Raw genomic sequence first — 22,760 nt, forward strand, 5'->3', positions numbered from 1 at the left:
TTATTTGCAATCCTGTTCGGCCGATGCCGCCCGGATTGTCGCGCCGTGCAGCAGCGCGGGGTCGAGCGTTTCGGTCAGGCCGGTGAGTTCGATCGTCCTGACCCCGCTGCTCGGCGCATCCTCGAGCACGATGGTCGGATCATCGCCGATGATGCGGCGGATCTCGGCATGACGCTCGACGGGCGCGCCCAGCCGTACCCGACTGAGACGGCTGGCGCCGTTGGCATGACGGATCGTCGCCGGGTGCTGACGTGGCTGGTAGGGGCTGACCATGAAGGGCAGCGCCGGGTCGCGCGGATAGGCGAAGCTGAAGCGGGTCTCGCTTCCGTCGGCGCGACGTCGGCGCCAGCGTACCGCGCGACCGATCGGGATGCCGGCGGCGCACAGGGTCTTGCGGGTGGCGTCGAACAGCCCCGAGTCGGTGACCACGGCGAGGTCGCAGAAGCCCTCGCCGCGCGCGCTCCAGCCGATCATCCGCCGTCCCGCGCCACGCCCGGCGATCAGGTCGATCGGCCACTTGAACCAGCGGGCGTTGGCCGGGGTGGTGAGCAACTCGATCACCGGGCCGTCGCTGAACCAGACATGGGCGTGCTGCGCGCGCTCGCGCGGGGTGGCGTAGTCGACCTGGAAACCGAGCCGACGGTAGTCGTCGACGGCGCGGTGCAGGTCGTTCACCCGCACCAGGACATGACTGCAACGGGTCTTCATCGCGGCTCCTCGCAAGGCTCGCCCAGCAGCGTCTCCAGCGCCACGGGGCGGGGTGGATCGGGGCGGATCAGCTCGGGGACGCCGATCCGCGTGGCAAGCTCGCGCCAGGCGAGCGAGACGTCGAGCGCCCAGCGTCCGGCACGCGCGCGACCGCCCGGCTCGGCGATGTCGGCGCGCAGCGCATCGAGCGCATGCACCACGGCATCGGGCCAGGTGTGGGCGAAGATGTGGTGGAAGGTCGGCGTCGGCAGACCGTCGATCAGGCTGGTGCTCGGGGTGTCGAGCCGTTTGGTGCCGGGACCGGCAAGGCGCAGCCGACCGCTGGCATCGCGCGGCGCGTGCAGCCGCGCGTTCCACAGCACCGGGCCGTGGGTGTCGGCGAGGGTGAGCACGCCGCCCTCGCAGAACAGCGACACCCGGTGCATCAGCAACCCGTGGTTGTCCGGGTCCTCGGGGTGGACCTGATTGTGCACGCGCAGCGTCACCGGCACCCCGGCGAGTTCGGCATAGAGCTGTCGGAACGGCTGACCGGGCGGCGGCGGGCAGTCGGTGAACGACCAGGGTCGCAGCCCGCCGAGGGCGTGACCGATGAGGTCGAGCAAGGGGTAGCTGACCTGGCTGTTGCAGGCGGCGTCGACACAGAGGATGCGCTGCTGGGCGCGCAGCCGCGCGGCGGTGTCGATGAACTGCCGCACCGGCGCGAGGTTGGGGTAGAGGGTGTTGACCGCATAGGCGGCGTTGCCGGCGCGCGCGGCGCGCAGGCAGGCGGTGATCTCGGTGGCGTGCACCGGGTGCTCCTGGAGGACGTGCACGCCACGGGCGAGCAGCCGCTGGGCGATCTCCGCGCCCGGCCCGCCGGTCGCCCCCGAGGGCACCACCACGCAGACGATGGCGACATCCCCGGGGATCTGCTCGGGATCGGTGTAGCAGGGCACGCCGAGCTCGCCGGCGAGCGCCCGCGAGTAGTCGCTGCCGCGGGCGAGGATGCCGGCGAGGGTGTAGCGCTCGGGCGCCGAGCGCACCGCATCGAGATAGACACGACCGAAGCCGGTGCCGGCGACCACGACCTTGACGGGGTGGCTGGTGCTCATGCGTGGGCCTCCGTCTCGATCGCGGTCTCTCGCGCCAACCGCGCGCGGTCGATCGCGCCCGAGGGCGTGCGCGGCAGGTGTGCGACCAGCGTCAGATCGCAGGGCGCGGAGAGTCGTGCGGCCAGGGTCGCGGCGCTCGCTGGTGCCGCTGGCCGGCGGGTGGCGAACACCCGATGACCGAGCCGATCGAGCGGGTGATCGGGACCGGGCAGCTCGCGCACCCGCTCGAGACCGGCGCCGTCGAGCACCGCGCGCCACTGCGCCAGATCGAGGAAGGTGGCGCGGGCGTCGGCGCGCGCGTCGCTCGCCTCGCTGAGCATCAGCGCCTGCGAGGCCATCACCCAATACTCCTCGCGGGTCGGCTCGGAGAGCAGCAGCCAGCCGCCGGGGGCCAGCAGCTCGCCGAGCCAGCGCACCGAGGCGTCGGTGTCGCGCGCGGCGTTGAGCACCCCGCCGGCGAGGATCAGGTCGAAGCGCGCCGCGGCCAGCCCCTGCTCGGCGGGGTCGCGGTCGATGTCGTGCAGGCCGCGCCGCACCCAGGGATAGGGCGAGAGCAGGGGGGCGGCACGATCGAGGAAGAAGGCGGAGACGTCGGTGAAGCGATAGTCGACCGCGTACCCGGCGAGCGCCGGCAACACCTGCTCCGTGGTCGCGCCGGTGCCGGCGCCGACCTCGAGCACCCGCAGCGCCCGCCCGCGCGGGTGCGCGGCGGCGATGCACGCTGCCAGCTCGGCCATGGCGCGGTGCTGGTAGCGACCGACGACCGACTCGCGATAGAGCGCGGCGGCGCGCTCGGTGCGCCCCTCGGGGAAGAGCAGGTGCACCGCCCGGTGCTCGTCGCGCAGCAGCGCCGGCAGGCGCGCGGCGTTGTCGCGGGCGTAGACGATGGTCTCGGCGCTGCCGAGACAGTCGCGCCACGCCTCCTCGATCGCCGTCCAGGCGGTGGCGAGCGCCGCATCGTCGTAGGCGCTCGACGGGCGGGTCGAGCGCAGCGCGCCTGTGGCCTCGGCGGCCAGCAGCCCTTCTGCGCGCAACACCTCGAGCCAGCGCCCGACCAGGGCGCGATGGGCGGGGGCGACCCCGGCCCGGCGCAGCACCTCGTCGGGGGCGTGGGTCGTCTCGGAATCGGTGAACAGACCGCCGTGCCAGAGTGCGTTGAGCATCGAGTCGAGGGCGATCCGGGCGAGCCGCTCGGTGAGCGCGACGGCGTGATCGAGGTCGTCGGCGGTCATGCCGATGTCGATCGCCCGGTCCTCGGGCAGGGTCGGGAGGGCGGTGCGCGCCGGGGCGGGGACCGCGACCAGTCGCGGTGTCGTCCCCGGGCGCTCGAGTGCGACCGCCTCGGCCAGCTCGGGCAGGGCGCGCGCCTCGGCCTCCAGTCGCGCCGTCGGGGTGGCGATCGTCCAGCCATCGCCGGTCTCGACCAGTGACATGCAGTCGACGCCGAGCTGCTGTGACGGCATTTGCTGGCCGGGGTCGAGAAGCGGGCAGAACAGCCGTTCGAGGGCATCGAGATCGGCCAGCGCGGCGGCCGGGTGGGCGGCCAGGGCGTCGAGCCGGGTCGGCGCGATCAGCGCCTGATCGACCCGGTCGCGCTCGAGCAGTCCGAGCGCGAGTGCCGGGGCGCAGTCGGCCGGCAGCAACAGTACGCAGCCGCCCTGCTGCCAGCAGGCGAGCGCGGCGGTGAGGGCGAGCGCCGCGGGCGTCTCCTGGAGCGCGAGCATGCGCGGTGCGCCGAACCAGGGGCCGGGGTGCGCGATCGCGGTGTCCGGCGGCGCTGTCTGCAGCGGCTCGATCCCGGCGAGATCGGCCGGGTCCGGGGGCGGCGGCGCCTGGGGATCGAGTCGCAGCTCGGCGCCGAGCTGCAGACAGGCGAGCCCTGCCTGCAGGGTCAGCGCCGGGTCGTCGGGACGCCAGTGGAGACGCCGACCGGCGCCGAGTCCGTCGGCGGCGAGCCGCGCGGCCAGCCGCTCGGCGTGTTCGAGCAGCGCGGCGCCGCTCCAGACGTAACCGTCGACGATCAGGCGCGGCGTGGTGGCGGCGGCTTCGAGCGCCGCGAACAGGGTGGATGAGCGGATCATGCGGACTCCTCGGGGGCCTGCGCGATGAACAGCCGCTGACCGGCCAGGGCCAGCGGGTCGTCCTCCTCGGGCAGGATGGAATGGATCGCCAGCCCGGCGCCTTCGAGCGCGCGGCGCCAGCCGGCGGTGTCGAGGAACACCCGTCCCTCGCGCGCGCGCTCGTCGCCGCTGCCGGGGCGCGGCGCGCCGGGTGCGGGCGAGAGCAGGAACTGCATGGCGCCGAGCGTCGCCGCGCTGTCGTCGACCGACTCGCTGAACACCAGCCAGCCGCCCGGGGCGAGCAGGGTGCGGATGTGGGTGAGGGCGCGTACCGCGTCGACGGCGTTGTGGAGCACGTTGGTGGCCAGCACCAGCGCCGCCGAGCCGGGCGCGCGGCCCTGCTCGCGCGGGTCGCGGTCGATGTCGAGCAGCGCGGTGTCGACGCCGTGACGGCGCTCCGCGGCCAGCGTGAACAGGCGCGAGACGTCGGTGAACAGATAATCCGGCGGCAGTGCGCCGAGGCGCGCGCGCACCGCCTCGGTGGTATGTCCCAGCCCGGCACCGAGTTCGACCACCCGGCGTGGTCGCAGCGCCACCAGCTCGGCGCAGACGGCGTTGAGCGCGGCGGTGAAGTGGTTGCGCTGATAGGCGCCGAGGTCGGCGAGATCGCCGCCGTTGCGAAACACCAGCTCGGGCAGGCCGGTGCGGTCGCGGGCGAGGTCGACGAGATGGCCGAGCGCGAGCCGGTGCAGCCCGGCCATCCCCGGCGGGAAGCCGAGCGCGGCATAGGCCGCGTCGAGCGCCTCGGTGGCGACCTCGGGCGCTGTCTCGGCGGCGCGGCGATAGCCCGCTCCGTCGCGCACGATCAGGCCGCGCGCGGCGAGCACGGCGAGCCAGCGACCGATCAGCCAGACGTGACGCGGCGCGGCGCCGAGCGCGGCGGCGACCGCGGCGGCATCGCGCCCGGTCTCGGCGACGAGCGCGCGCTGCTCGATCAGCACCCGCAGGATCGCCGCGAGGCTGATCGCCTCGAGCCGTGCCAGCGCCGCGGCCAGGGCCTCGGGCGCGGCGGGACGGGGCATGGCGGCGATCAGCCGTTGCTGACTCGGCAACAGGATCACAGCGCGCCCTCCTCGGTGACGGCGAGGTCTTCGACCCCGCCGTCGAGCCATTGCGGCGGCTCGATCGCGCGCTGTGCGCGCAGCCCCGCGAGCATCGCCTCGGGGTCGAGCGCGAGCGCGGCAAAGCCCGCGCCGGGGGTGAGCGCGCCGTCGACCAGCGCCCCGGTGGCGAGGGCGATCAGGGTGCCGCTGACGGTCGCGTTGCCGACGCCGTCGACCAGGGCGCAGCGGGTCAGCGCCCGTCCCGCCGGGTCGCGTCCGGCGAGTTCCACCAGCAGCTGGATGCGCGGGCGACGCCCGAGCAGGTCGAGCGCGCTGGCGCGTTCGAGCGCCGCGCGTGCCGCCTCCGGCTCCAGCGCGGGGGCGCGGTCGAAGGCGTCGAGCACCTGGGGCGCGCTGACCACGCTGAACCAGTCGCCGTGCTCCAGCCCGAGCGCCCCGGCGAGCGCCATCGCCTCCTGATCGAGATAGGGCAGCAGCGTCGCCGGGGCGTCGAAGAAGGGCAGCTCGACCGCGCTGCGCCGCGCCAGCGCGCCGCCGCGCGGTCCCGAGCGCCACGCCGCCAGCGGCAGGCAGCCGGCGTCGGTGGTGTGGAGGAAGTCGGTCGCGGCGGTGGCGGTGAAGCGGTCGAACACCCGCAGATAGCTGCGCAACCGGGTGACGCGCGCAAACCCCCGCCCCGCCAGCCAGCGTGGCAGCAGCCCGGTCAACCCCGGCTGGAGCCCGGCGCCGAGCAGCGCGGTGCGCGCCGGGGCGCGCTCGAACAGCGCGGCGATCCCCGGCTCGGCGCTGGCGTCGACCAGATCGACCCCGGCGGCGATGGCGGCGAGCGCGGCATGGCGGCTGGTGTCGCGGGCCGGACCGGCGCAGTTGACCAGCACCCCGCAGTCGGCGGCGAAGGCCAGCGCCGAGGCCGGTTCGGTGAGATCGACCGCGCGGGTCTCGATGCGCGCCCCCGGCGCCCGTCGGCGCAGCTCGGCGGCCAGCGTCTCGGCGCGGCGCCGGTCGCGTGCGCCGAGACGCAGGGTGTCGAGTCCGCCATCGAGCAGGACGCGCGCGGCGACGCCGCCGAGTTCGCCGCTGGCGCCGAGCAGTCCGACCCTCACTGTTGCGCCCCGAGCGCGGCGCCGAGATGGGTGAGCACCTGCTCGACGTGCGGCGGCTCGATCACGCTGAAGTGGTTGCCGGCGACGTCGATCAGCCGGAACTCGCCGAGGCAGACCTCCTGCCAGAAGGGCGCGGCGAGATGCCCGACCCCGGCGGCGATGCCGAACGACTGCTGCTCGCGGCAGCGCAGGAAGGTCATGTCGCCGACATAGGGCGGCGGGTCGAAGCGCGCCGCGCGCATGCTGTGGCGGCACACCCGGAAGAGCGCCGGGACCAGCTCGGGGCCGACCGGCAGCCCGGCCTGGGCGGCGGCGGCGCTGGCATAGCCGGCGAGCCGGGTCTCCTGGTCGATCGCCTCGCGGGCACGCACCGCCGCGGCCACCGCCTCCAGTCCGGGGTCGCCGGAGAGCGCGGCCATCGCCCCGGCCGGGACCCGGCGCTCGGGGTTGTCGGTGAGCCGGGCGATGGCGCGATGGAGCTGCTCGGGCTCGACCTGCTCGCCGAACACCGCCGCCACCGGATCGAGGTTGAGGTTGGGGACGAAGATCGCCTCGAAGGCCAGCTCCTCGTCGGTGTCGATGAACATCGGGATGCTGTCGACCAGGGTGAGGTCGACCACCTCCAGGCCCTGCTCGAAGAGCCGTCGCGCGGTCTCGGTGGCGAGCAGCCCGCCGAGGCAGTAGCCGACGAGCTGGAAGCGGGTGTGGCCGGTGGCGCGCAGCCGCGCGGCGTAATCGGCGGCGACGGTCTCGATCAGCGCCGGGGTGTCGATGGCCAGATAGCGCTCGACGTCGGCGACGGCGATGCCCACCACCGGCCCGAGCTGCTGGGCGGCGAGCCCGCGCCCGAGGTGCTGGAAGTAGTCGAGGGTGCCGAGCGCGGCGTGGAACATCACCCGCAGCGGACCCGTATCACCACCGCCGAAGGACACCAGTCGGGCGTTGCTCTCGGCGCTCGCCGCCGCGTGGTCCGGCTGCGCCACCGGCGCCGCCGCCGGCTCGGCCTCGGGGCTGGCGCGCAGCGCGGCGGCGAGCGCGGCCACCGTCGGTTCGTTGAGCATCTGACGCAGCAGGGTGTCGTAGGCGAAGGGCGCGGCGGCGTCGACCTCCTCGCGCAGCCGTCCGGCGACCCGGGCGAGGATCAGCGAGTCGGCGCCGCGATCGTAGACGTTCTCCTCGGGGGCGATCCGCTCGATCCCCAGGGCATCGGCCCAGATCGCGCAGAGTTCGGTCTCGAGCGGGTCCGGCACGCGCGCGTCGCTCGCGGCGCGCTCGTCGCCGTCGGCCAGCGGTGCCGGGCGCAGCCCGGCGAGGCGCTTGCGGTCGATCTTGCCGGTGGCGCTGAGCGGCAGACGGTCGAGGATCTGCAGGTGCGCGGGGCGCATCGGCGCCGGCAGTCGCTGGGCGAGGGTGGCGGCGAGGTCGTCGAGGTCGAGGGCGCGGCGCTCGCGCTTGAAGCGCGCGGCGAACACCGCCATGCCGCGGCAGGCGAGGGGGTGGGCCGCCTCGGGCAGCTCCACGGCGAGGGCGCCGCCGCGCGACTCGATCAGCGCGCGCCAGCGCTCGCGGGAGAGGAAGCGACCGGCGCCGTCGTCCCGCGGGCTCATCATGAAGCCCTGGGTGAGCATCACGTGGGCCAGCTCCTCGGTCGGCTCGGTGAATACCAGCCAGCCGCCCGGGGCGAGCAGTTCGACGATGGCATCGAGCGCGCGCTCGGGGTCGGCGACGCTGTTGAGCATGCCGGCGCAGAGGATCAGGTCGGCGCCGTTGGGCGCCAGCCCCTGGGCGCGAAGATCGCCGTCGAGGTCGAAGCGGGCGAAGCGCATCCCCGCGCGCTCGCCCCAGCGCCGCCGGGCCTCGCCGAGGAAGAAGGGGCTGATGTCGGTGAACAGATAGTCGACCGGGTAGCCCTCGAGCAGCGCCAGCACCTCGGCGGTGGTGGCGCCGGTGCCGGCGCCGAGTTCGAGGATGCGCAGCGGATGGCGCTCGTCGTGCCCGGTGACGACGCGGTTGATCAGTGCGGCGGCGGCCTGGTTGTTGTAGCACGCGGCGAGGTCGTCGCGATAGATCGCCAGCGCGGTCTCCTGTCGCCCCTCGGGGAAGAGCAGGGCGAAGGGATCGGCGCGGTCCTCGAGCAGCGCCTGGAGCCGCTCGACATGGGCGAGGTGATAGTCGATGAAGGCCGATGAGAAGACCGCGCCGTGGTGTTCGCGCAGTCGTGTCCAGGCCGCCGGTGCGGCCGCGGCGCAGAAGGGGCGCGCGAGGCGGTAGCGCTCGGCGTCCTGAGCGCGTTCGAGCCAGCCACCGCGTTCGAGCAGGTCGAGCCAGCGGCGCGTCAGCCAGTGGTGACGCGGGGCGATGGCGGCGCGCTCGAGGATCTCGTCGAAGGCGTGCCAGCTCTCGGTGTCGGCGAACAGCCCCCGGGCGGCGAGGGCGGCGAGCATCGACTGACGCGCCGCCGCCTCGAGTTCGGCGCTGGCCTCGTCGAGTCGCGGGGTGTTGGCGCACTGGCGCTCGGCGAAACGGGCGACGGCGCGGCGCAGCGGCTCGGGATCGTCCTCGGGGGGACGCTCGACGGTGGCGCACTCGACGAAGCCGAGCAGCGCGCGCTCGCCGGCGCCGGGGTCGCTGATCACCGCCGCGGCGGCGCCGACGTCGGGATGGGCGAGCAGCGCGCTCTCGACCTCGCCGAGTTCGATGCGATGACCGCGCAGCTTCACCTGACCGTCCTCGCGGCCGAGGAACTCGACCTCGCCGCCGGGGCGGTAACGGGCCAGGTCGCCGGTGCGATAGAGCCGCTGGCCGTCGCGCGGGTGGGTGATGAAGCGCGCCGCGGTCAGCTCGGTATCGCCGAGATAGCCCTGGGCAAGCCCGGCGCCGCCGAGATAGAGCTCACCCCGGGTCCACACCGGGACGTCGCGCAGCTCGGCGTCGAGCACCCGCAGCCCCTGGTTGGCCAGTGGTCGGCCGTAGGGGATGCTGGTCCAGTCGGGGTCGACCCGGGTGATGCGGTGATAGTTCGACCAGATCGCCGCCTCGGTGGCACCGCCGAGCGAGACCAGCGCCAGATCGGGCAGCAGCCGGGCGAGCTGCTCGGGCAGGGTGATCGGGATCCAGTCGCCGGAGAGCAGCGCCAGACGCAGCGAGGGCAGGGCGCGCGGCTCGCTCTCCAGGTAACCGGCGAGCATCTGCAACTGGGCCGGGACCGAGTTCCACAGGGTCAGCGCGTGGCGGGCGATCAGCTCGGCCCAGTGCGAGGGGTCGGCGCCGCGCGCCGGGTCGGGCAGCACCAGGGTGGCGCCGAGTCCGAGGGTGCCGAAGAGGTCGTAGACCGAGAGATCGAAGCCGAGCTGGGCGAGCCCGAGCACCCGTGCCCCGGCGTCGACGCCGAAGCGGCGGTTGATGTCGTCGATGGTGTTGCAGGCGGCGCGGTGACTGATCATCACCCCCTTGGGCTCGCCGGTCGAGCCGGAGGTGTGGATCACGTAGGCGAGCGCGTCGGGGTCGCCGGCGGGACACACCGGCACCTCGGCGGCGGGCGTCAGGGTGTCGACGGCGATCTCCGTGCAACCGCTGTCGAGCGCGAGCCAGGACTGGGTGAGCACCACCCGGACCCCGGCGCGCTCGATGATCCGCGCCCGGCGCAGCGCCGGCTGGGTGATGTCGATCGGCACATAGACGGCGCCGGCGAGCAGGGCGCCGAGCACCGCGACGACCTGCTCTCGCCCCTTCTCCATCACCACCGCGACCCGCTCGCCCGGTCGACAACCGGCCGCGCGCAGCGTCTCGGCGACGGCGCCGGCGGCGCGCGTCAGGGTGGCGTAGTCGAGCGTGCCGCGGGCGTCGATCAGCGCCCTCGCCCCGGGGTGCTCGGCGGCGCGCTCGAACACCGCCTGGTGGAGCAGGCGTTCGGGCAGCGCGGCGGCGGTGTCGTTGGCCGCGCGGCGCTCCTGGCGCTGCCATTCGGGCAGCGCCACCGGGTCCTGGTCGCGCCAGCGCGCCGGCTCGGTGGCGAGCGCGCGCAGCAGGGTGGTGAAGGCGGTGAACATGTCCTCGACCATGCCCTCGGGGAAGACGCCCTGGCGCACGTCCCAGTTGATCTCCAGCCCGTCGTGATCGTCCATCACCTGGCAGTCGAGCAGCACCTGCGGGGTCTGGGTGAGCCCGCGCAGGGTGCGCCGACCGCTGCGCGGCGGCTCGCCCCGGCCGAGCCCGATGGCGCTGGTGAAGACCACCGGCATCAGCGCCGCCTCGCGGCCGCGTCGGCGGGTGATCTCGCGCAGCACCTCGACGCCGGAGAACAGCCGGTGGTCGAGATCGGCGAACAGCCGCTCGCCGATCGCCGCGGCCCAGTCGTCGAACGCGCGTCCGTCGAGCGGTGCGATCTCGAGCAGGCTCACCGAGGTGAAGTCGCCGACCAGCCGCTCGACCTGCGGGTGCAGCGGCAGCCGGTTGAGCAGGGTGAGATTGAGGGAGAAGGCCTGGTGTCGGCTCCAGCGCTGGAGCACGGCGGCGTAGGCGGCGAGCACCGGGATGGTGGCGGTGGTGCCGTGTTCGGCGGCGCGGGCGCGCAGTCTCTCCCAGGTCGTCGCATCGAGCCGGGCGTGATGACGGGCGAAGCGCGCCGGACCCTCGCCGCTGTCGTGCCGGAGCGGCAGCTCGGGGGCCGGCGGCAGGGCGTCGACGCGCGCCATCCAGTACTGACGGTCGCGCTGGTAGCGGGCGCTCTCGCGCATCCGTCGCTCGGCGACGAGATAGTCGCGGAAGCCGATCTCGAGCGCGGGCAGCGCCTCGCCCTCGCCGGCGAGGATGCGGTCGAGCTCGTCGAAGAGGATGCCGGCGCTGGCCCAGTCGGCGATCAGCGAGTCGAGCGAGACGTGGAGGATCTCGCCGGCCTCGGTGCGGCTCAGGCGCAGCTCGAACAGCGGCCAGCGGGTGGTCTCGTAGAGACGGTGATCGAGCGCGGCGCGGGTCTCGGCGAGGGCGTGCTTGCGCGCGGCGGTGTCGAGCGCGCGCAGGTCGTCGACCCGGAGCGCGTAGTGCGCCACGGTCTCGAGTACCCGCTGGGTGCCCTCGGGGGCGATCACCGCACGCAGCATCGGGTGACGTGCGATCAGTTGGTTCCAGGCCGTCTCGAAGCACGCCGGGTCCTCGACCCTGGGGTAGAGCACCTCGAGATAGCCGTGACAGGCCACGCCGCCGTAACCGAAGGAGTCGTGACGGCCGAGCAGATAGGCCGTCTGCACATCGGTCAGGCCGAAGGGCGCGTGGGCCTGCGCCGGGTCGGCGTCGACCTCGACCGTGGCCGGCTCGGCAAGCAGGTCGAGGAGGTCGTCGCGGTGCGCGCGCAGGTGCGCCATGCGCTCCTCGGTGAGCACGCCGCTGGGGGCACGAAAGCGCAGCTTGCCGTCCTCGGCCCAGAGCGCGACCCCGAGGGTCTCCAGTTCGGTCATCAACTCGGTGGCTTGCATGGTGGTGAATCCGCTCCTGTGATCCGGGCTCCGGGGACGCGCCGGCGATCTACTTAAGAATGTATTCGAGAATCATTATTATTTGAGGTTAAAGGCCCGTTGCAGGACGCCGCTCACCGCAACGGGACGGCCTCTGCCCGAATCGGGATTCTCTGTGGCGCGGACGGGAAAACTTCAGATCGGGTCAGCGTGCGACCCTATGCGGGGAGCGTCGGGGCGGGGCGACTCATAGGCTGGGGGCCTCCCCGAAACCGATCAGAGGACCCCATCGATGCCCAGCGCCCAACTGTTATCCCGCCTGCTCGCCGGCGCGCTCGCGCTCACCGCCGCCACGACCCTCGCCGCCCCCACCGGCGAGGAGATCATGACCCGTGTCGATCAGCGTCCCGACGGTGAGGATCGCCGCTCGACCATGGTGATGGAGCTGATCAACAGCAACGGCAGCACCCGGGTGCGGCGGATGCTGGTGCTGTCCAAGGACGACGGGCCGGACACCCGCAAGGTGATGGCGCTGCAGTCGCCGCCCGACGTCAAGGGCACCGCCTTCCTCACCTGGGAGTACGACGACATCGCTCGCGACGACGATCGCTGGCTCTATCTGCCCGCGCTCAAGCGGGTGCGGCGGATCATGGGCGAGTCGCGCAACGACGCCTTCATGGGCTCGGACTTCACCTATGACGACCTGGGCGACCGCAGCGTCGAGGAGGACACCCATCAACTGATCGGTGAGGAACGCCTCGACGGGCACGATTGCTGGGTGGTGGAGTCGGTGCCCAAGGCCGCCGACGAGTTCTATACCCGCAAGCAGGTGTGGGTGCGCAAGGACGCCGACCTGCCGATCAAGGTCGAGTTCTACGACCACCGCGGTCTGCTCAAGGTGCTGCGGGTGCTCGAGGCGCGCCAGCAGGACGGCTTCTGGGTGCAGTTCCGCACCGAGATGCACAACGTCCAGCAGGACCACCGCACGCTGATGACCATCGAGGAGATCGCCCACGACACCGGGCTGCGCGACGCGCTCTTCGAGGTCTCGGCGATCCAGCGCGGCCATCTGCGCTGACCCCGCCGTGTCGTCCCCGTTGATGTGTCGCCGTCTCATCGCCGTCCTGCTGTGCTGTGGCTGTCTGTCGCCGGCGGCCTCGGGCGAGCTGCTCGACACCCTGAGCTGGGACGGCTTCGTCGAGACCTATCAGGCGCTGCAGCTTGCCGCCCCTCAGGACACCCAGGGCTCGCGCGCCCGGGCGCGGCTGCGGCTCTACGCCGGCGAGGGCGATCGTCAGCTGTTCGCGCGCATCACCGCCGAGCGTGATCTCGCCTTCGAGGGCAACCGGATCGAGCTCGACGAGGGCTATCTCGATCTGGTCGGGCGCGGCTGGGACGCGCGCCTCGGGCGCCAGGTGGTGATCTGGGGGCGTGCCGACGGGCTGCGTATCGTCGACCGGGTCTCGACCCTGGACAGCTCCGAGTCGCTCACCCGCGAGCTCGACGAGGTGCGGCTCGGGGTCGACGCGCTACGGCTGCGCCGGCTCGACGACTCCAGCCAGATCACGCTGATCTGGTCGCCGCGCTTTCGCCCCGGGCGCGCGCCGAGCGAGGTCTGGGCGCTGCCCGACCCGGTCCCCGAGGGGGTGGCGCGCGCGGGCGTCGAGCGTCCCGGCAGCGCCCTCGACGAGGGGGTGTTCGCCGCGCGCTGGTCCTACTACGGCGCCGGGCTCGATCTCGCCGTCTCCGTCCTCCACACCTGGGAGGACCTGCCGAGCCTCGATCGCGAGTATGGCGCCGACGGCGCCCTCACCCTGGTGCCGCGCCACCATCGTCTGACCCTCTGGGGGCTGGAGTTCGCCCGTCCGTGGCAGAGCTTCGTGTTCCGTGGCGAGGCGGTCTACATCCAGGGGCAGCGCCTCGAGCCCGCCGACTGGCGCGACCCGCTGCGCCGCGAGGACCTGCTCCACTGGATGCTCGGGCTGGATTGGACGCCGGGCAACAACTGGACGCTGATCGCCCAGGTCTCGGACGCCTGGATCCCCGGCTATGGCCAGGGCCTGGCCAGCGAGGCCCATACCCCGGTGCTCACCCTGGGGCTGAGCGCCGATCTGCTGCGCGAGACCCTCGAATTCAGCAACCTGCTCTTCGTCCGTCCCAACGAGCAGGGCTACTACAACCGCCTCAGCCTCGATTACGCGGTCACCGATCGCTTCCACGCCGGTCTCGGGCTCGACCTGTTCGGCGGCGAGGAGGGGGCTTTCGCCTTCTACAAGGAGAACGATCAGTTATGGCTCAAGCTCAAGTACAGCTTCTGACCCGCGCCGCCACGGGGAGCGCGTCATGCTGAGGATCGAGCGCGTCAACCTCGGCTTTCGCCGGCTCACCGAGACCTTGCTGCGTCGCCGACTGTGGGTGCTGCTCGGCGTCGGGCTCTGTCTCGGTGGGGCGGTGTCCGGGATCGGCGGCCTGCACAGCGATGTCGACCCGGACAACTGGCTGCTCGAAGACGACGCCATGCGTCAGGACCACGACCACTTCGAGCGCATCTTCGGCAACAGCGACTATTGCGCGGTGCTGATCGAGCACGAGGACGTGTTCAGCCCCGAGGTGCTGCGCGGCATCCGCGCGCTCGGCACCGAGCTGGAGCGTCGCGTCCCCCATGCCGACGAGGTGCTGTCGCTGACCGACCTGGAGTTCATGCTCGGGAGCGAGGAGGGGCTGGAGATCACCGAGCTGGTCCCCGAGCCGGTGCCGGAGTCGGCCGCGGCGCTCGCCGAGATCCGCGCCCTGGCGATGTCGCGCCCGTCGATCCGCGATCGGCTGGTCTCGGCCGACGGCACCCAGACCTGGGTGATGCTGCGTCTCCACGGCTATGGCGAGGTCGCGCGCAGCGAGGGCCCGGACCTGCAGGTCGGGCGCAGCTGCAGCGAGATCGCCGCCCAGCCCGAGTACGCCTTCATGCGCCCGCAGGTCTCGGGGCTGCCGGCGGTCAACTACGAGAAGAAGCGGTTCTTCAACGCCGAGGCGCCGCGCCTGCTGGGGATCTCGCTGCTGGTCAGCGCGCTGATCCTGGCGGTGACGCTGCGCTCGGTGTGGGGCGTGCTCTTCCCGCTGCTCACCGCGGCGGCGGCGATGGCGATGGTGCTCGGGGTGCAGGGCCATCTCGGCGTCGGTATCGACCCCTCGCTGGTGTTCCTGCCGCTGTTTCTCGGCATGGCGGTGTCGATCGGCTACTCGATCCATGTCATCAACCACTTCCGCCGTCGCTTCCTCGTCACCGGCGCGCGCCGCGCGGCCATCCTCCACGCCCTGGAGGAGACCGGCTGGCCGCTGCTGTTCACCGCGCTGACCACGGCCGCGGCGATGCTCTCCTTCCTGCTCATCCCGCTGCAGCCGATCCACTGGATCGGCTACACCGCGGCGAGCCTGGTGCTGGTGACCTGGGCGCTGGTGGTGCTGGTGTTGCCGGTGCTGCTGAGCTTCGGTCGGGATCGCGCCCCGGCGCCGGACGCGGGTCCGGGCGATCGCCCCCGTGGGCGTGCGCTGGAGCGGCTGCTCGGCGCCTTCGGCGGCTGGGTGTTGCGCCGTCCGCGTGCGGTGATCGCCGTCTTCCTGCTGCTCACCCTGGGCTGCGTGGCCGGGCTCAGTCAGTTCCGCGTCTCGTTCGACTATCGCGAGACCATGGGGCTGCAGGTGCCCTATATCGCGCGGATGAACGCGGTGGCCGAGAGCGAGGTCGGCTCGCTCTACGCCTATGACCTGGCGATCGCCTTCGACGCCCCGGACAAGGCGCGCGAGCCGGCCAACCTCGCCAAGCTCGACCAGCTGCGCGAGGAGATCCTCGGCTTCCCGCTGACCAAGCGGGTGACCTCGCTCAACCTGGTGGTGAAGGACCTGCACCAGGCGGTGTTCGGCGGCGGCGACGCCGACTACCGGCTGCCGGAGGATCGCCAGCTGCTCGCCCAGCTGCTGTTGCTCTACGAGAACGCCGGCGGCACCGAGGCGGCGCGCTGGGTCGATTACGACTACCAGCGACTGCGGATGATGATCGAGGTCAGCGACTACGACTCGGAGGAGGCCGAGCGCGAGCTCGAGCGTATCCGCGCCCGCGCCGCCGAGTTGTTCCCCGACGCCAAGGTGTATCTGATCGGCTCGATCGCGCAGTACACCTACATGATGCACCAGGTCACCTGGGGCCAGCTCGGCTCCTTCATGGTGGCGCTGGTGATCATCGGTGGGTTGATGATGGTGGTCTTCGGCGGGGTGCGCATCGGCCTGATCGCGATGATCCCGAACGTCGCCCCGGCGCTCGCCGTCGGTGGCGCCATGGGCTGGAGCGGGATCCCGATGGACATCATGACGGTGACCATCATGCCGATGCTGCTGGGGCTGGCGGTCGACGACAGCATCCACTTCATCGCCCATGCCCGGCTCGAGCACCAGCGCACCGGTGGCGATTACGTCGAGTCGATCCGGCGTACCTTCACCAGCGTCGGCGTCGCCCTGGTGCTGACCTCGGTGGTGCTGGTGCTGAACTTCTCCGTCTATCTCGCCTCGACGGTGAACATGTTCGTCCACATGGGCGCGCTGGTGGCGCTGGGGATCGGTGCGGCGCTGCTCACCGACTTCTTCGTCACCCCGGTGCTGCTCGAGCGGCTGCGTCCCTTCGACCCCCGGTCACGCCGGGGGTGAGGGCCGGGCGGCCTCAGCGCCGCCCGGTGTAGAGCTCGGTGCCGACCGGCAGCTCGCGCACCCAGGCGCCGGCGTCGCGTAGTGGTCGGGGGAGCTTGGCCAGGGCGGTGGCCGCGGGCGTCCAGCCGGGGTAGATGCCCTCGGTGATGGCGATCCAGCCGCTGCCCGGGCCGCTGTCGATGCGCCAGGTGTCGATCCCCTGGGCGGCGAGCTGGCGCTGGAAGCGCCCGGCGCGCTCCTCGCTGAGGAAGGCGCCGAGCTGCAGGGTGTAGCGGATCTCCTTGAGCGCGACGCGCCGTCCGGGCGCGGCGGTCGGCGTCGGGGTGGTCGGCGCCGGGGTTGCTGCGAGGGGGGCGTCGGGGAAGTCGGCGTCGCCGTCGTCGACGGGCGCGTCGCGTCGTGCCTCGGCCAGCTCGGCGCGGGTGGTCTCGAGCGCGTCGGTGAGCGCCCGGACCTCGGCCTGGAGCCCCGAGACCTGGGTCTCGAGCCCCTGGATGGCGCGCAGCGGCTCGTCGCTGAGCCCGGCGCCGAGTCCGGCGACCGCGCCCCCCAGGTTCCACCAGGCGAGCGCGATCACCAGCACCAATACCCCGCCGAGCGCGCCGAGCGCGGCCGCGCCCTGGAGCTTGACGCGCTCGAGCTGTCTCTCCCACCATTTACGGTCGCGTGGATCGAGCCGCTGTGTCGTCGCGCTGGCCGTGCCAGATGCGCGACCGTCGGCGTCGGGCCGCGGACGTGCCCGGCCGGCGCGTGCCACGGGCTCGGGGTCCGGCTCGGGCGGTGGTGGCGGTGCGCGTCGCTCGGGCCGCGGCGGTGGCGCCGCGGGCGCGGGCGTGCGCTCCCAAATGTCGTCGTCGAGTTCGTGGACGGCGGCTATGGGTTCCGGCTCCGGTCTGGGCGGCGGTGCGGGTTCGGGCGGCGGGGTCGGCCGCGGTCTCGGTGGCGGCTCGGGTTCGGGTTGAGGCTCGGGCTCGGGGGATCTCTTCTGGGCCTGATGGACGCGCCCCGGCAGCGGGTCCTCGAACAGCGACTCCAGGGTGTTGTCCTGGGCGCCCGGCTCCGGCATCGGGGCGACCATGTCCTCGGCGAGCCGTTCGAGGGTGCGCAGCTGGCGCGGGTCGGTCTCCAGGTCCTCGAAGGCTTGGAGGATCTCGGCGAGATAGATGCGCTCGCGCATCCCGATCTGCCCCTGGTCGAGTTGGGCGAGCGCCCGCCCCAGACTGTTGACCAGGGTCTCGGTGCCGTCCGGGTCCTGTTCGGCGACCCGGGCGAGACGATGGCTGATGGTGGCGATCAGGGCGGCGTCCCGATCCTGCTTCGCGCCCGCCTCGGCGGTGCGCGGTGTGGAATTCTCTTCTGTCATCCAACGCTCCTCGCGCAGTGAGTCCAGGGCCTGGGGGCGGGGTGGGGCGCGCGCTGGCGCGCAATCGCCTGGATCGCCCCCATGTTGGAGTCGAGCCTGGCCCAGGGACAAGGACGCGCACAATCAATCGATGCCGCCCCGTTCGGCGGGGCCGACGAGACGAATCCTTGCATGAGTGTCGCAGCAGACGCCAATCGATCCGATCCCCGGAGCCTGCTCCAGGGCATCCCCCAGTCACCCGGGGTCTATCGCATGCTCGACGCCGAGGGCACGGTGCTCTACGTCGGCAAGGCGAAGAATCTCCGACGCCGGGTGGCAAGCTACTTCAGTCGCAGCCGTCAGCTCAACCGTCGTATTCAGTTGATGGTGAGCCTGATCGCCGACATCGCCATCACCGTCACCCGGACCGAGGGCGAGGCGCTGCTGCTCGAGAGCAATCTCATCAAGTCGCTGCAGCCGCGTTTCAACGTGCTGTTGCGCGATGACAAGGGCTATCCGCACATCCTCCTCACCACCCAGGACCGTTTCCCCCGGTTGACCTTCCACCGCGGTGCGCGCCCGCGCGCGGGGCGGCTGTTCGGCCCCTATCCGAACGTCTGGGCGGTGCGCGAGACGCTGCAGCTGCTGCAGAAGGTCTTCCCCCTGCGCCAGTGCGAGGAGGCCGTCTTCCGCAACCGCTCGCGCCCCTGTCTGCAGTACCAGATCAAGCGCTGCAGCGGTCCCTGTGTCGGGCTGGTCGACGAGGCGAGCTATGCCGCCGACGTGGCGCGTACCGTCAAGTTCCTGGAGGGGCGGGCGCCCGAGCTGATCGACGAGCTGGTCGCCGAGATGGAGGCCGCCGCCGCCGCGCTCGAGTTCGAACGCGCCGCCGAGCTGCGCGACCGCATCGAGCAGCTGCGTCAGGTGCTGCAGCGTCAGTACGTCAGCGGCGAGGGCGGCGATCTCGATCTGCTCGCCTGCGTGCAGGACGGGGGGCAGAGCTGCGTGGCGGTGATGTTCGTGCGCGGCGGGCGCAGCCTCGGCACCCGCGCGTTCTTCCCGCGCGTGCCCGAGGAGACGGCGACGGACGGGGTGCTCGCGGCCTTCCTCGCTCAATTCTATGCCGGGCACGAGGTCCCGGGGGAGCTGGTCGTCGGCGAGTCGGTCGAGGAGCAGGGGCTGCTCGAGCAGGCGCTCGGCGAGCACGCCGGTCACCGGGTGCGGATCAAGTCGCGGGTGCGCGCCGAGCGCGCGCGCTGGCTGGAGATGGTGCGCGCCAACGCCGAGGTGGCGCTGCGCGCGCGGCTCGGCAGTCGCGCCGGCTACGGACTCAGGTTGGAGTCGCTGCGCGAGGCGCTGGCGCTCGATGCCGTGCCGCGCCGGATGGAGTGCTTCGACATCAGCCATACCCGGGGTGAGCGCACGGTGGCCTCCTGCGTGGTGTTCGACGGCGAGGGGCCGCGCAAGTCCGACTACCGTCGCTTCAACATCGAGGGTATCACCCCGGGCGACGACTATGCCGCCATGGCCCAGGCGCTGACCCGTCGCTACACCCGGGTGCAGCGCGGCGAGGCGCCCGAACCCGACGTGCTCTTCATCGACGGCGGGCGCGGTCAGCTCAACGCCGCGGCCGCCGCGCTGACCGAGCTGGGGATGCGGCTCGACTGTCTGGTCGGCGTCTCCAAGGGGCCGGACCGACGCCCCGGCACCGAACAGCTCTGGTTGTTGGGGCGGGAGGCGCCCGTTATACTGCCGAGCGATTCGCCGGCCATGCATCTCATCGAGCAGATCCGTGACGAAGCCCATCGTTTTGCGATCACGGCCCACCGCCAGCGGCGAGCCAAGGCCCGCACCACCTCGGTGCTGGAAGGCATCGACGGAATCGGTCCCAAGCGCCGACAGCGACTCCTCAGGCAATTTGGCGGCATGCGCGGCCTGATCCGGGCCGGTGTCGAGGACATCGCCGGGGTCGAGGGGATCAGCCGGCACCTGGCCCAACAGATCTACGATGCCCTCCACCGCGAGGCCGCTGGACCCTGACCTTATGTGGAACCTCCCCAATCTGCTGACGTTGCTGCGGATCCTGCTGATCCCGGTGTTCGTCGCCGTCTTCTATGTCGATGCCCCCTGGGCCGCCTATGCCGCCGCCGCCGTGTTCGGTGCCGCGGCGCTGACCGACTGGCTCGATGGTTATCTGGCGCGCCGCTGGAGCCAGACCTCGCCGCTCGGCGCCTTCCTCGACCCGGTGGCCGACAAGCTGATGGTGGCCGTGGCCCTGGTGGTCGCCGTGCAGGCCGACCCGCGGGTGCTGATGGCGCTACCGGTGATGGTGATCATCGGGCGCGAGATCGCCGTCTCCGCGGTGCGTGAGTGGATGGCCGAGATCGGCGACCGCGCGGCGGTGGCCGTCTCCATGCTCGGCAAGATCAAGACCACGGTGCAGATGATCTCGATCGCCATCCTCATCCTGCGCGAGTCGGTCTTCGGCCCCTGGCTCTACGGTCTCGGCGTGGCGCTGCTCTATGTCGCCGCCATCCTGACCCTGTGGTCGATGGTGCTCTATCTGCGCGCGGCCTGGCCGAGCCTGAGCGGCGCCAAGCAGGGCGACTGAAAAAAAATATGACGATAGGGGTTGACGCCCCGGAGATGTCGTCTATAATGGGCATCTCTTTCGGCGGGAATAGCTCAGTTGGTAGAGCACAACCTTGCCAAGGTTGGGGTCGCGAGTTCGAGTCTCGTTTCCCGCTCCAAATTCCGAAAGAACGACCGCTTCGCGGGTTTGAGGCGATCGGGCTTTTTGGTCGGCAGGCTGCATCGGCGCCACCGACCGGTTCAAGAAGGCACTTGAACATCGTCACGAAAGACGTTAAAATTCAAAAAATAAAGCGGGAATAGCTCAGTTGGTAGAGCACAACCTTGCCAAGGTTGGGGTCGCGAGTTCGAGTCTCGTTTCCCGCTCCAAACACTCAAGAAAACCGGTATCGAAAGATGCCGGTTTTTTTGTGCCCGTCATCTCCCATCCCCATCTCTCCCTGGTCGGCGTCTGTGTGCCGCCGTTCCTGTCGAGGTCTCGAGATGGCGAATGGATGGTCGCGCCCGGGCCCCGGGCGTCTCCTGCTCGACCGCTTGCGGCTGCGTCCCTACGGCGCCGCGCTGCTCACCCCGGCCGTGCGCATCTGGCTCGGCTTCGCGACTCTGTTGATCCTGCTGATGGCGCTGCTCGAGGGCGTCGTCTGGGGGCTGGTCGGCGCCTCGCTGGTGCCCGAGGCGAGCCCCTGGCTGCGCTGGCCGGCGGGGATCTTCTTCTTCCTGCTGATGTTCACCGTGATCTGGGTGGTCGATGCCTCGCTGATGCTCTCGGAGCGACCGCGCGGCGGTCTCGGCGCGCGCACGCGCTGGTTCGTCGGGGTGCTGGTGCGCGTGCTCATCGTCGCGCTCTCGCTCTATGTCACCGCGCCCCTGCTGGCGCGGCTGATCCGCGCCGACGACATCGCCCTCCATCACCAGCGCCAGGTCGAGCGCTATCAGGCCGAGCGTGCCGCGCGGCTGGAGGCCCGGCTCGCCGAGCGTCTGGCGCCGCTGGCACGCGAGACCGGCGCACGGATCGCGGCCCTGGAGGCCGAGCGCGCGCGCCTCACCGAGACGCTCGAGCGCGCGCGGGCGCGCCGCGCGCGGATCGAGTCGGCCGCCGCCCCCGGGCTCGAACTGCTGCGCGAGGAGTTGGCCGCCGCCCGTCTGCGGCTCGGCGACGAGTTGCACGGTCGCGCCGGGCGCCCGCCCGGCTATGGTCCCGAGGCCAGACGCTGGGAACGTCAGGCCGCCGAACTGGAGACCGAGGTCGAGCGTGCCGAGGCCGCGCTCGGCGCTCGGCTCGGCGGGACCGGCACCGAGATCGCGGAGACCGAGCAGCGGCTGCGCGCGCTCGCCGCGCGGCTCGACGCACTGCGTGCCTCGGGCGCGGCCGAGCGCGAACGCCTCCGCGCCGAACTCGCCGCCGAGCAGCCCCCGGCCGAGCCCCCGCGCCTGACCTTCGCCGCCCGCTCCAAGGCGCTCGAGGCGCTGCGCGCGCGCCCCGACGAGCGCGGCGTGCCGCACTTCGAGACCGTCGAGGGCTTCGCCCAGGCGCTGCTCGCCATCCTCTTCTGCGCGCTGCTCGCGCTCAAGCTGTTCGAGCCGGGGGCGGTACGCGCCTATTTCGACGATCGTCTGCAAGGGCAGTACCGCAAGTATCTGCGTGGCGGTCTCGCCACGATCCCCGGCTTCGAGCACTGGGAGGACCCGGCGCGGCGGCTCTCGCCGCACGAGTTCGCCACCGCCTGGCGCGCGCACGAGCGCGATCCCGGCACCTTCCAGTCGGCCCGACTGGCACTGCTCGAGGCCGCGGCGCCGGTGGAGTCCGCCGAGCGAGCGCAGCGTCTGGAGGCGGCGCGGGAGCGTGCCCGGCACGCCGAGCTCGCCGAGGAGCAGGCGCTGGCGCGGGAGCGGCGCGCGCGCGAGTTGGAGGCCCATGCGCGTGAACTCGAACTGCGCAACGCCTCGCTGGAGGAGGCGCTGCGCGAGGAACGCGCGCAACGGCGCGCACGCGCCGAGGCCGAGTGGGCGCTGCACCAGGAGGGCGAGCGCGAGGCCTTGCGACAGCGTCGGGCGCGTTTCGACGACGAGTTGCGCCAGCTCGGCGAGGAGCAACGACTGCGCGAGCGCGAGATCGAGGTGCTGCACCAGCAGCGCATGCACACCCTGGAGCGCGAGGGACACGAGGCCGCGCTCAGTCGTGCCGGGCGGGCCCGACGCGAGGAGGCCGAGGCACGGCTGGCGCGGGTACAGGGGGTACTGGACCGGCTCGGTGAGCGCGAGGCGGTCGAGCGCGAGCGCCTGTCAGCAGCGCGGGCGCGGGTGGTGGGGCTCGAGCGCGCGCTCGACGAGATCGGCGAGCAGCTTGCGGCGGTGGCGACGAGCCCGGGCTCGCGCCGTGCCCGACGTGCGCGCGAACGGGCACATGCGCTGGAGGTCGAGCTGACCGAGGCGCGGGCGCTGACCGAGGGTGCCGAACAGCGACTGGCGACGGTGCGCACACGTATCGCTCTGATCGAGGACGCGCTGGGTCGCTGGCTGTTCGAGACGGGGGCGGGGGAGGGGACCGATGAGCGGGCGGGCGAGGAGTTGCCGACAGCGGATTGACAGCTCTCA

At 72.3% G+C, this 22,760-nt stretch carries 13 protein-coding genes and 2 tRNA genes; 8 read left to right on the forward strand and 7 right to left on the reverse strand.

Features of this window, described 5'->3' with window-relative positions; genetic code table 11:
- Genes EBL84_RS11400 through EBL84_RS11425 form a run of 6 tightly spaced genes read right to left on the reverse strand, consistent with a single transcriptional unit; the run spans position 1 to position 11,557 of the window.
- Positions 1 to 708 (reverse strand): VOC family protein, encoded by a 708-nt coding sequence (locus tag EBL84_RS11400; RefSeq protein ID WP_123140926.1) that lies wholly within the window; start codon positions 706 to 708, stop codon positions 1 to 3.
- On the reverse strand, positions 705 to 1,799 hold the full coding sequence (locus tag EBL84_RS11405) for a Gfo/Idh/MocA family oxidoreductase (protein WP_123140927.1): 1,095 nt from the start codon (positions 1,797 to 1,799) through the stop codon (positions 705 to 707). Before EBL84_RS11405 ends, EBL84_RS11400 begins: the two co-directional genes overlap by 4 nt.
- The gene (locus tag EBL84_RS11410; protein ID WP_123140928.1) at positions 1,796 to 3,880 is read right to left on the reverse strand and encodes a class I SAM-dependent methyltransferase; all 2,085 of its coding nucleotides are present in this window, start codon (positions 3,878 to 3,880) and stop codon (positions 1,796 to 1,798) included. The genes EBL84_RS11405 and EBL84_RS11410 overlap by 4 nt, the downstream gene beginning before the upstream one ends.
- Positions 3,877 to 4,980: a trans-aconitate 2-methyltransferase gene (locus tag EBL84_RS11415; protein WP_123140929.1), complete on the reverse strand. Its 1,104-nt coding sequence runs from the start codon at positions 4,978 to 4,980 to the stop codon at positions 3,877 to 3,879. The genes EBL84_RS11410 and EBL84_RS11415 overlap by 4 nt, the downstream gene beginning before the upstream one ends.
- The gene (locus EBL84_RS11420; RefSeq protein ID WP_190287944.1) at positions 4,977 to 6,086 is read right to left on the reverse strand and encodes a saccharopine dehydrogenase NADP-binding domain-containing protein; all 1,110 of its coding nucleotides are present in this window, start codon (positions 6,084 to 6,086) and stop codon (positions 4,977 to 4,979) included. Before EBL84_RS11420 ends, EBL84_RS11415 begins: the two co-directional genes overlap by 4 nt.
- A complete protein-coding gene (locus tag EBL84_RS11425; protein ID WP_123140931.1) occupies positions 6,083 to 11,557 on the reverse strand; it encodes a non-ribosomal peptide synthetase in 5,475 nt (1,824 codons plus the stop codon). Before EBL84_RS11425 ends, EBL84_RS11420 begins: the two co-directional genes overlap by 4 nt.
- Before the next feature lie 271 nt (positions 11,558 to 11,828).
- Here EBL84_RS11425 and EBL84_RS11430 point away from each other — a divergent pair, with 271 nt between their 5' ends.
- From EBL84_RS11430 to EBL84_RS11440, 3 genes are read left to right on the forward strand one after another with little or no spacing between them, the layout of a single operon-like run.
- The gene (locus tag EBL84_RS11430) at positions 11,829 to 12,614 is read left to right on the forward strand and encodes an outer membrane lipoprotein-sorting protein (protein WP_123140932.1); all 786 of its coding nucleotides are present in this window, start codon (positions 11,829 to 11,831) and stop codon (positions 12,612 to 12,614) included.
- A gap of 22 nt (positions 12,615 to 12,636) precedes the next feature.
- The gene (locus EBL84_RS11435; protein WP_123140933.1) at positions 12,637 to 13,854 is read left to right on the forward strand and encodes a DUF1302 family protein; all 1,218 of its coding nucleotides are present in this window, start codon (positions 12,637 to 12,639) and stop codon (positions 13,852 to 13,854) included.
- A gap of 25 nt (positions 13,855 to 13,879) precedes the next feature.
- Complete coding sequence (locus EBL84_RS11440) at positions 13,880 to 16,231, forward strand: RND family transporter (RefSeq protein WP_123140934.1); 2,352 nt, start codon at positions 13,880 to 13,882, stop codon at positions 16,229 to 16,231.
- A gap of 13 nt (positions 16,232 to 16,244) precedes the next feature.
- On the opposite strand, the gene EBL84_RS11445 is transcribed toward EBL84_RS11440, so the two are convergent.
- Positions 16,245 to 17,594, reverse strand: coding sequence for an SPOR domain-containing protein (locus EBL84_RS11445; protein ID WP_123140935.1), 1,350 nt, complete (start codon positions 17,592 to 17,594; stop codon positions 16,245 to 16,247).
- A gap of 171 nt (positions 17,595 to 17,765) precedes the next feature.
- Here EBL84_RS11445 and uvrC point away from each other — a divergent pair, with 171 nt between their 5' ends.
- From uvrC to EBL84_RS11470, 5 genes are all read left to right on the forward strand, one after another.
- Complete coding sequence (gene uvrC, locus EBL84_RS11450; protein WP_123140936.1) at positions 17,766 to 19,613, forward strand: excinuclease ABC subunit UvrC; 1,848 nt, start codon at positions 17,766 to 17,768, stop codon at positions 19,611 to 19,613.
- A 4-nt stretch (positions 19,614 to 19,617) separates the two neighbouring features.
- Positions 19,618 to 20,184 carry a CDP-diacylglycerol--glycerol-3-phosphate 3-phosphatidyltransferase gene (gene pgsA, locus EBL84_RS11455; RefSeq protein WP_123140937.1) on the forward strand — a complete coding sequence of 189 codons (567 nt, stop codon included), beginning with the start codon at positions 19,618 to 19,620 and terminating at the stop codon, positions 20,182 to 20,184.
- A gap of 63 nt (positions 20,185 to 20,247) precedes the next feature.
- A tRNA-Gly gene (locus tag EBL84_RS11460) sits at positions 20,248 to 20,323 on the forward strand.
- A gap of 135 nt (positions 20,324 to 20,458) precedes the next feature.
- Positions 20,459 to 20,534, forward strand: a tRNA-Gly gene (locus EBL84_RS11465).
- 114 nt (positions 20,535 to 20,648) lie between these two features.
- On the forward strand, positions 20,649 to 22,751 hold the full coding sequence (locus tag EBL84_RS11470) for a DUF4407 domain-containing protein (protein ID WP_123140938.1): 2,103 nt from the start codon (positions 20,649 to 20,651) through the stop codon (positions 22,749 to 22,751).
- Positions 22,752 to 22,760: the final 9 nt, after the last annotated feature.

Origin of the sequence: Marichromatium sp. AB31 (assembly GCF_003718685.1) — a bacterium.
GTDB lineage: Bacteria > Pseudomonadota > Gammaproteobacteria > Chromatiales > Chromatiaceae > Marichromatium > Marichromatium gracile.

What these genes read in the sequence shown, in the direction of transcription:
- EBL84_RS11410 (WP_123140928.1), bottom strand. Translation starts at nt 3,880, where the DNA reads ATGATCCGCTCATCCACCCTGTTCGCGGCGCTCGAAGCCGCCGCCACC.
- EBL84_RS11430 (WP_123140932.1), top strand. Translation starts at nt 11,829, where the DNA reads ATGCCCAGCGCCCAACTGTTATCCCGCCTGCTCGCCGGCGCGCTCGCG.
- EBL84_RS11425 (WP_123140931.1), bottom strand. Translation starts at nt 11,557, where the DNA reads ATGCAAGCCACCGAGTTGATGACCGAACTGGAGACCCTCGGGGTCGCG.
- EBL84_RS11470 (WP_123140938.1), top strand. Translation starts at nt 20,649, where the DNA reads ATGGCGAATGGATGGTCGCGCCCGGGCCCCGGGCGTCTCCTGCTCGAC.
- pgsA (WP_123140937.1), top strand. Translation starts at nt 19,618, where the DNA reads ATGTGGAACCTCCCCAATCTGCTGACGTTGCTGCGGATCCTGCTGATC.
- EBL84_RS11440 (WP_123140934.1), top strand. Translation starts at nt 13,880, where the DNA reads ATGCTGAGGATCGAGCGCGTCAACCTCGGCTTTCGCCGGCTCACCGAG.
- EBL84_RS11400 (WP_123140926.1), bottom strand. Translation starts at nt 708, where the DNA reads ATGAAGACCCGTTGCAGTCATGTCCTGGTGCGGGTGAACGACCTGCAC.
- EBL84_RS11445 (WP_123140935.1), bottom strand. Translation starts at nt 17,594, where the DNA reads ATGACAGAAGAGAATTCCACACCGCGCACCGCCGAGGCGGGCGCGAAG.
- uvrC (WP_123140936.1), top strand. Translation starts at nt 17,766, where the DNA reads ATGAGTGTCGCAGCAGACGCCAATCGATCCGATCCCCGGAGCCTGCTC.
- EBL84_RS11435 (WP_123140933.1), top strand. Translation starts at nt 12,637, where the DNA reads ATGTGTCGCCGTCTCATCGCCGTCCTGCTGTGCTGTGGCTGTCTGTCG.
- EBL84_RS11405 (WP_123140927.1), bottom strand. Translation starts at nt 1,799, where the DNA reads ATGAGCACCAGCCACCCCGTCAAGGTCGTGGTCGCCGGCACCGGCTTC.